The organism is Nocardioides albidus (assembly GCF_006335005.1).
GTDB lineage: Bacteria > Actinomycetota > Actinomycetes > Propionibacteriales > Nocardioidaceae > Nocardioides > Nocardioides albidus.
Map to the genome: position 1 here is coordinate 145320 of NZ_VDMP01000027.1, position 7354 is coordinate 152673.

The 7354-nt window shown below is 72.5% G+C and carries 9 protein-coding genes; 4 read left to right on the forward strand and 5 right to left on the reverse strand.

The window, feature by feature from the left end:
* Positions 1–140: 140 nt before the first annotated feature.
* The 3 genes from trpS to FHP29_RS22945 all read right to left on the reverse strand — a co-directional run bounded on the left by trpS (position 141) and on the right by FHP29_RS22945 (position 2312).
* Complete coding sequence (gene trpS, locus FHP29_RS19095; RefSeq protein ID WP_139624462.1) at positions 141–1097, reverse strand: tryptophan--tRNA ligase; 957 nt, start codon at positions 1095–1097, stop codon at positions 141–143.
* Positions 1098–1275: 178 nt separating this feature from the next.
* The gene (locus FHP29_RS22940; RefSeq protein ID WP_139624463.1) at positions 1276–1884 is read right to left on the reverse strand and encodes a TetR/AcrR family transcriptional regulator; all 609 of its coding nucleotides are present in this window, start codon (positions 1882–1884) and stop codon (positions 1276–1278) included.
* Entirely contained in the window at positions 1881–2312 is a 432-nt protein-coding gene (locus tag FHP29_RS22945; protein ID WP_139624464.1) for a hypothetical protein, read from the reverse strand. Before FHP29_RS22945 ends, FHP29_RS22940 begins: the two co-directional genes overlap by 4 nt.
* Positions 2313–2590: 278 nt before the next feature.
* Here FHP29_RS22945 and FHP29_RS19110 point away from each other — a divergent pair, with 278 nt between their 5' ends.
* The 4 genes from FHP29_RS19110 (at position 2591) to FHP29_RS19125 (ending at position 5602) form a co-directional block, all read left to right on the forward strand.
* A complete protein-coding gene (locus FHP29_RS19110; RefSeq protein ID WP_139624465.1) occupies positions 2591–2806 on the forward strand; it encodes a helix-turn-helix domain-containing protein in 216 nt (71 codons plus the stop codon).
* A gap of 351 nt (positions 2807–3157) precedes the next feature.
* The gene (locus FHP29_RS19115) at positions 3158–3259 is read left to right on the forward strand and encodes a 30S ribosomal protein bS22 (RefSeq protein WP_008356322.1); all 102 of its coding nucleotides are present in this window, start codon (positions 3158–3160) and stop codon (positions 3257–3259) included.
* An 89-nt stretch (positions 3260–3348) separates the two neighbouring features.
* The gene (locus FHP29_RS19120) at positions 3349–4410 is read left to right on the forward strand and encodes an SDR family oxidoreductase (protein WP_139624466.1); all 1062 of its coding nucleotides are present in this window, start codon (positions 3349–3351) and stop codon (positions 4408–4410) included.
* Complete coding sequence (locus FHP29_RS19125) at positions 4403–5602, forward strand: lysophospholipid acyltransferase family protein (protein WP_139624467.1); 1200 nt, start codon at positions 4403–4405, stop codon at positions 5600–5602. Before FHP29_RS19120 ends, FHP29_RS19125 begins: the two co-directional genes overlap by 8 nt.
* 46 nt (positions 5603–5648) lie before the next feature.
* Here FHP29_RS19125 and FHP29_RS19130 read toward each other — a convergent pair whose 3' ends face one another.
* Together FHP29_RS19130 and FHP29_RS22950 are read right to left on the reverse strand one after the other, a co-directional pair.
* Positions 5649–6797 (reverse strand): DUF5667 domain-containing protein, encoded by a 1149-nt coding sequence (locus FHP29_RS19130; RefSeq protein WP_139624468.1) that lies wholly within the window; start codon positions 6795–6797, stop codon positions 5649–5651.
* Between the two features lie 145 nt (positions 6798–6942).
* Positions 6943–7354: sigma-70 family RNA polymerase sigma factor (locus FHP29_RS22950; protein ID WP_240044609.1), on the reverse strand; the 412-nt coding region annotated here is incomplete at its 5' end.

Consider the following 7354-nt stretch of genomic DNA (forward strand, 5'->3'; position numbering starts at 1 on the left):
CGAGGCCCGTGAGCCACGCCCGCAGCCCGCGCTCGGAGGCGCCGCGGTGGTCGACGAGGGTGTCGTCCAGGTCGAGGAGCAGGGCCTGGAACGTCATGCGGAGCAGTCTGCCAGCGAGCACCGACGGTCCCCTCCGGGGATCACAGGCCCAGGGCCGCCCGCGCCGCGGCCAGCACCGGAGCGGTCACCTCACGGCAGCGCTCGGCGCCGCGGTCGTAGACGTCGGCCACGCGAGCCGGATCCGCGGCCAGCGCGCGATAGCGCTCCTGGAGGGGCTCCAGCTCCGCAACGACGGCGTCGGTGACCGCCGCCTTCAGCGCGCCGTAGGTCGCGATGCCGTCGACGGATCCGCCGCAGGCGACCAGGATCTCGACCAGGTTCGTGACGCCGGGCTTGGCCGCGCGGTCGGTGCGGACCGCCGCCGGGCCGGTGTCGGAGTCCGTGACCGCGCGCGCCACCTTGCGGCGTACGACGTCCGGCGGGTCGAGCAGGGCGATCGAGCCGGCGTCGGGGCCGGACTTGCTCATCTTGCGGGTCGGGTCGCCGAGGTCCATCACCCGCGCGCCGGCGGGCGGCACCGTGATCTCGGGGATCGTGAACACCTCGCCGTAGGTCGCGTTGAATCGCTGCGCGAGGTCGCGGGTCAGCTCGATGTGCTGGCGCTGGTCGTCACCGACGGGGACGTGGGTGGGGCGGTAGAGCAGGATGTCGGCGGCCATCAGCACCGGATAGGTGAGCAGCGAGGTCCGCACCGACTCCTGGTGCCTGGACTTCTCCTTGAACTGGATCATCCGGCCGAGCTCGCCGGTGGTGGCGACGCACTCGAGCAGGTACGCCAACTCGGCGTGCGCCGGCACCCGGCTCTGGCGGAACAGGGTGCTGGCGTCGAGGCCGGCCGCCAACAGCAGGGTCGACTGCTCGGTGATCGCCGCCCGCAGGTCGTCGGGCGAGCGGGGCGTGGTCAGCGCGTGCAGGTCGGAGATGCCGTAGAAGCACTCCGCGTCGGCCTGGGCGGCCCGCATGGGGCGCAGCGCGCCGAGGAGGTTGCCCAGGGTCAGTCGGCCGCTCGGGGTGAGGAGGGAGAGGCGTCGGTTCACGGATGCTCCTGAGAGAGAGGCCCACGGGCGCCGGAAACCGTCCGGAGAAGCACGACGGCCGCCCGTGGGCGGCCGGTGGTGGGAGTGTGTCGAGGAGGCGGCCGCCGTCAGGCGGGCCACCAGGTGAGGCTCATCGGGGTCGACACGCCTCGATCATCGCACGGCCGCCGGTGCCCCGTCAGTGCGCGGTGAGCGCGGCGACGTCCGGGACGACCTCTCCCGGCGGGGTCAGCAGTCCGAGCATCGTGGCCGCGATCGCGTGCGCGGCTGCGTCGGTGGCGAGCTCGCCGTCGTAGACGGAGTTCGCCGCCGCGTGGGTGACGGTGTGAAGGCTGGTGACCAGCCAGGAGGCCGGCAGGTCGGTGCGGAAGCGGCCCTCGGCGCGGCCGCGGTCGATCAGCCACTGCGCCCGCTCCCGCGGCGCACCGTGCGCGGCGGCGACCTCGGCGGCCGGCAGGGACCGCTCGGCGGCGACCACGAGTGCGCCGTACCGCAGGGTGACCGCCCAGGTCGCGTCGACCAGCCGGACCAGGGCCGCCGCCGGGTCCCCGGACAGGTCGAGCGCCTGCAGGACCGCGTCCACGTCGGCCATCGCCCGCTCGACGACCGCGGAGACGAGGGCGGCGCGGTTCTCGAAGTGCCCGTAGAGGGTCACCCGGCCGACGCCGGCGGCCCGCGCGATGTCGTTGACGCTCGCGTCGGGATCGCGGGCCAAGGTCGCGGTCGCGGCCTCGAGGATCGCGTCGATGTTGCGGCGCGCGTCGGCGCGCAGGGGGCGGGTCGTCACGGAGCCATCATCGGGGCGGGCTGTTCCTCGGGGGAGTGGCACCCGGCGTACTCCTCCCAGCGCCAGGCCATCGCGGCGAGCATGAGCACGAACATCGCGACGTGCCCGACCAGCATCAGCCCGCCCGCGTCGATCGCGCCCGCCCAGTACAGCGGGAGGACGACCACGAAGCCGGCGTACATCACGGCGGCCATCTCGAGCGTCGGCGTCCAGCGGTGGCCGCGCAGGCGCATCCAGGCGGCCATCGGCAGTGCCATCGTGCTCGCCATGACCAGGGTCTCGACCGTGGCCGAGCGCAGCCAGGAGTCGTCGCTCGCGGAGCGGGTGGCCAGCATCCAGAGCGGCCAGAGCGCCATCATCCCGACGAGCATGGCGGCGACCATCTCGCCGTAGTGCAGGGCGAACCTGCGGATCTGTCGTCCTCTCATCACCACACCTCTTCATCTCGAACATCTGTGTTCAAGATATTAAGTCGAACATGGGTGCACGACAAGAGCCTTCTCGGTGCGTCGGCGACGGATCACAGCGGCGTGGTTCGGAACGCGCGAACCCCCGGGCGGTCAAGTCGACACGCCGGTCCGCGAAACTTTAGGGACCAGATCCCTTCCCCACGAGTCACATCTGGCCCTATTGTCACGCAAGTGGGCGTCCGGTGTTCACAGCTGGGGAAGGCGGTGACGGACGCAGGCAGAAAGCGTGGTTGGTCATGGCTCCTACGTCGCGCGAGCGCGCCGAGTCCCTCCCGGACCCGAAGTTCCTCACGATCGCCGAGGTCGCCTCGGTCATGCGCGTCTCCAAGATGACCGTCTACCGTCTCGTGCACGGCGGCGAGCTGCCGGCCGTGCGCGTCGGTCGCTCGTTCCGGGTCACCGAGGACGACGTCAACGAGTACCTCCGCAAGTCCTTCTACTCCGCGGGCTAGCCGACCGCCGCTGCGGGTCCGGGCCGAGCGCGTCGCCTATCGCCGGCTGCGGACGGTCACTCGCTTCGCTCGGACCGCCCTTGCCGTCGCTGCGCTGCGCGCGGGGGCGCCACGCTGCCGGCCGCGCGGCCGAGTCCGGTAGGTCCCACCTCCGCCTGGCGGCACGACGTTGCGCTGTGGTCTCGGGCCGCCTGCGCCCGGCCTGGACCGACTGCGATCTCCATCCCATCTCCGACGCTGATTCACCGCGCTCACGATGGTCCGGATAGGCTGACCCGGTGCTCCGGGGTCCCCGGAGCGTCGTACGTCACGCCGAGCGCTGTCGCGCCCGGCGCTCTGGAGAGGTTCCACGTGGGTTCTGTCATCAAGAAGCGCCGCAAGCGCATGGCGAAGAAGAAGCACCGCAAGCTGCTGAAGAAGACGCGCGTCCAGCGTCGCAAGCTCGGCAAGTGACCCGAGCGAGCCAGTAGCTCACGCTTTCTCAACCGTCGCCGGCGCGCCCTTCTCGATCGCGCCGGCCTGATTCCGAGGAGTCGGTGGAGATGGGAGCCGGACGCACGGTCCTGGTCACAGGGGTCTCACGAGACCTCGGCCGTACCCTTGCGCGCACCCTGGCCACCGACCCCGGGATCGACCGGGTCATCGGCGTCGACGTCGTCCCCCCGCGCGGGGACCTCGGCGACGTCACCTTCGTGCGCGCCGACATCCGCAACCCGGTCATCGCGAAGGTCATCGCCAAGGAGGACGTCGACACCGTCGTCCACATGAGCGTGATCGCGACCCCCGGCTCCGCCGGTGCCCGCGGCACCATGAAGGAGCTCAACGTCATCGGGACGATGCAGCTCCTCGCCGCCTGCCAGAAGGCCGAGGGGCTGCGCACCCTGGTGGTGAAGTCCTCGACCACGGCGTACGGCGCCAGCAGCCGTGACCCCGCGATGTTCACCGAGGACATGGAGCCGCGCCGGCCCGCGCGCACCGGCTACGCCAAGGACGTCGTCGAGGTCGAGCAGTACGTCCGCGGCTTCGCGCGCCGGCGTCCCGACGTGACGGTGACCCTGCTGCGCTGCGCCAACGTCATCGGCCCACGGGTCGTCAGCCCCCTCGCGTCGTACTTCCGGCTGCCGGTGATCCCGACCATCCTCGGGTTCGACCCGCGTCTGCAGTTCCTCCACGAGAGCGACCTCAACCGGGTCCTGCGGCACGCGGTGCGCGAGGAGCGCGGCGGCACGTTCAACGTCGCCGGCGACGGCCTGCTCATGCTCTCCCAGGCGCTGCGCCGCTCCGGGCGCACCAGCGTCCCCGTGCCCGCCTTCGCGTTCGGCGGCCTCGCCCCGGCGCTGAAGTCCGTACGACGCGCCGACCTGTCGCCCGAGCTGGTCGCCTTCTTGACCTACGGCCGCGGCGTCGACACCACCCGGATGCGCACCGAGCTCGGCTTCGAGCCGCACTACACGACGGCCTCCGCCTTCGCCGAGTTCGCCGACTCGCTCCCGCCGGCCGCGCGCCGTACCGAACGCGTCCTCGGCTCGCTCGCCGAGCGACTCCCCGCGGTCGACGACGACCGTCCCGCCCAGCTCACCCTCGCTGGAGGCACGGATGGCTGACGCCGACATCATCCCGATCGGCACCCGCGGCCAGCCCGGCCGCGGCACCGGCAAGCGGCCCTCGGCCGCCGCGCGCGGCCTCGCGCCCAAGACCGGTACGCCGCGCAAGGCCGCTGCCAAGAAGCCGGCCGCGCCGCCGAAGGAGCGGACTCCCGTCGAGGAGAAGCCGGTCCTCGAGACACCGTCGCTGCTCGACGCCCCGGCCGATGTCCCAGCTGATGTCCCGGCCGTCCCGGCCGAGGTGACCGCGACCGCGCCCGCCGCCCGCACCGACGAGCGCGGCGCCGGCCCGCTCGCCGGCATCCCGGCCGGCGACTGGCTGGCGGCCTTCCAGCACGCCAGCCGGGAGCTGTTCGGCGACCAGTGGGAGCCACAGCTGGCGCGCTTCCTGGCGTTCCTGCGTCGCCGGGTGACCGGCGACTACTCCGTCGACGAGTACGGCTTCGACCCCGAGGTCACCGAGCGGTTCTTCATGGCCGCCCTGCGCCCGCTCGCGCAGAAGTGGTTCCGGATCGAGGTCCGCGGCGTCGAGAACATCCCCGCCGAGGGCGGTGCGCTGGTGGTCTCCAACCACTCCGGCACCGTCCCGGTCGACGGGCTGATGACGATGGTGTCGATCCACGACCACACGGGCCGGTTCCTGCGCCCGCTCGGCGCGGACCTGGTCTTCCGGCTGCCTGTCGTCGGCTCCGTGGCCCGCAAGGGCGGTGCGACCCTGGCCTGCAGCGAGGACGCCGAGCGGATGCTGCGCGGCGGCGAGCTCGTCGGCGTGTGGCCGGAGGGCTTCAAGGGCATCGGCAAGCCGTTCTCCGAGCGCTACAAGCTCCAGCGGTTCGGCCGCGGCGGGTTCGTGTCGGCCGCGCTGCGCACCGGGGTGCCGATCGTGCCGCTCTCCGTGGTCGGGGCCGAGGAGATCTACCCCCTCGTCGGCAACATCCCGTCCCTGGCCCGCCTGCTCGGCGTGCCCTACATCCCGATCACGCCGCTGTTCCCGCTGCTCGGCCCGCTCGGCCTGGTGCCGCTGCCGTCCAAGTGGCTGCTCGAGTTCGGGGAGCCGATCCGCACCGACGAGTACGACGACGGCGCGGCCGAGGACCCGATGCTGGTCTTCAACGTGACCGACCAGGTCCGCGAGACCATCCAGCAGACGCTCTACAGCCTGCTCATGCAGCGCGAGTCCGTCTTCCGCTGACACGACGAGGGCCTCGACGCAGGCCTCGCCGGGGCGGTCGCTCGGGCTACTGGTTGGTGCCGAGGAGGCCGCCGAGCAGGCCGTTGACGCCGTCGACGAGGGAGCCGGTGAGGGACGGCGCCTCGGTGGTGCTGTCGGTCGGCTGGGGCTGCTGGCCGCCGAGGGTGCCGGTGAGGCCGCGGGTGACGCCCTCGACGGTCTCGCCGAGCGGGCCCTTGGGGACCTTGGTGGCGTCCGGGATCTTCGGGATGTCGTCCGGCGCCGGGAGTTGCGGCTCGACGGAGGCCGACGGGCCCGTCGCGGCGGGAGCCTTCGGGGCCTTGTCCTTCTTCTTGGGCGCCAGGGGCTCGGTCTCGGTCACCGAGGCGGTGATGTCGCCGCTGAGGACCTGGCTGAGCGGGAGCGTGGCGAAGTCGGGCATCTCGGCGACGGCGCCGTCGGCGCAGCCCGGGCAGGCCTCCCATGCGGCGGCGTCGATCTGGCGGATCGTCTGGGTCGCCGTGATCAGCGGCGCGCGGCTCTCGCTCGGGGCGACCGGACCGAGGGCGGCGAGCGCGTGCATGCTCTCGGCCGCGAAGGCGCGCAGGTCCGCGATCCGGTCGGCCTCGCCCGTGGCGGCGTAGTCGTCGAGGGCGAACTCGGAGGCCTGGCGGGCCTGGTCGGTGAAGTCCTGCAGGGTCGCGTTGATCTCGTCGGGGTCCGGGTCGCCCGCCATCAGCGACTGGAGCTCGTCGAGGCGGGACTCGGCGTGCGCGATGAGGGCGTCGGCCTTGGCCGCGCCGTCGGGCTGGAGGTTGGTCTGCGCGTTCTCGATGGCGCGCTTGACCGGGTAGAGCACGTCGCCGGGCAGGGCGTCCTGGGAGGCCATGGCCATCGAGCCGGTGGCGGAGACGACCGCGAACCCGCCGATGACGGCGGCGAGACGGCGCTCGCGGGAGCCGCGGCGCTGGCGCGGGGTGAGGCGGGCCGCGAGGTCCTCCTCGGCGCGAGCCGGCTCGCGCTCGGCCGCGGCGAGGAGCTGGGTGCGCAGGGACGAGACGAACTCGGGGCGAGCGGTGACCGGGGGGACGGCGCGCAGCGCGGCGACCAGCTCGAGCAGCTCGGCGTGTGCCGGCTGTGTCGAGGCGTCTCCGGCAGTGCCGGAGACCAGGGCCTCGAACTCCTCGGCGCCGCGCGACCAGGCGTTCCCGCGCATCACAACGACCGTCCTCGTGTCGGGAGGGCGTCCGCTCGCGGGGAGCGCGCCCTCGTGTCCTCTCGAACGTCCAACGACCTGGCGAGGCGGGTGGTTACGGTTCGGAAGGCCATCGCGGCATGGTCCGGAATGACCAGGCGGCGGCTCATCGGATGCCCTCCGGCATCAACTTGGCGAGGTTGCGCACGCCGCGCAGCTGGAGCTGCTTGATGGCGCCGTCGCTGCGACCGAGCGCCGAGGCGGTCTCGGCGATGCTCATGCCCTGCAGGAAGCGCATGATCAGGCAGTCGCGCTGCTCGTTGGGCAGCTTGGTCAGCGACTCGAGGAGGATCTCGTTGGTCAGGCTGGCGAGGACGGCGTTCTCCGGCCCCTCGGTGGTGTCGTCGTGCTGGCCCATGTCCTCTGTGGTCATCTCGAGGCGGGTGCGGCCGGCCTTGAAGTGGTCGGTGGCGAGGTTGCGGGCGATGGTCATCAGCCACGCGCCGAAGTCCTTGCCCTGCCAGCGGAAGGAGGACATGTTGCGCAGCGCGCGGAAGAAGGTCTCCGAGCACAGGTCC

Bases quoted from the DNA above. Each gene is read 5' to 3' on its own strand.
- FHP29_RS19130 (WP_139624468.1), bottom strand. From the start codon at position 6,797: ATGCGCGGGAACGCCTGGTCGCGCGGCGCCGAGGAGTTCGAGGCCCTG.
- FHP29_RS19110 (WP_139624465.1), top strand. From the start codon at position 2,591: ATGGCTCCTACGTCGCGCGAGCGCGCCGAGTCCCTCCCGGACCCGAAG.
- FHP29_RS19120 (WP_139624466.1), top strand. From the start codon at position 3,349: ATGGGAGCCGGACGCACGGTCCTGGTCACAGGGGTCTCACGAGACCTC.
- FHP29_RS22945 (WP_139624464.1), bottom strand. From the start codon at position 2,312: ATGAGAGGACGACAGATCCGCAGGTTCGCCCTGCACTACGGCGAGATG.
- FHP29_RS19125 (WP_139624467.1), top strand. From the start codon at position 4,403: ATGGCTGACGCCGACATCATCCCGATCGGCACCCGCGGCCAGCCCGGC.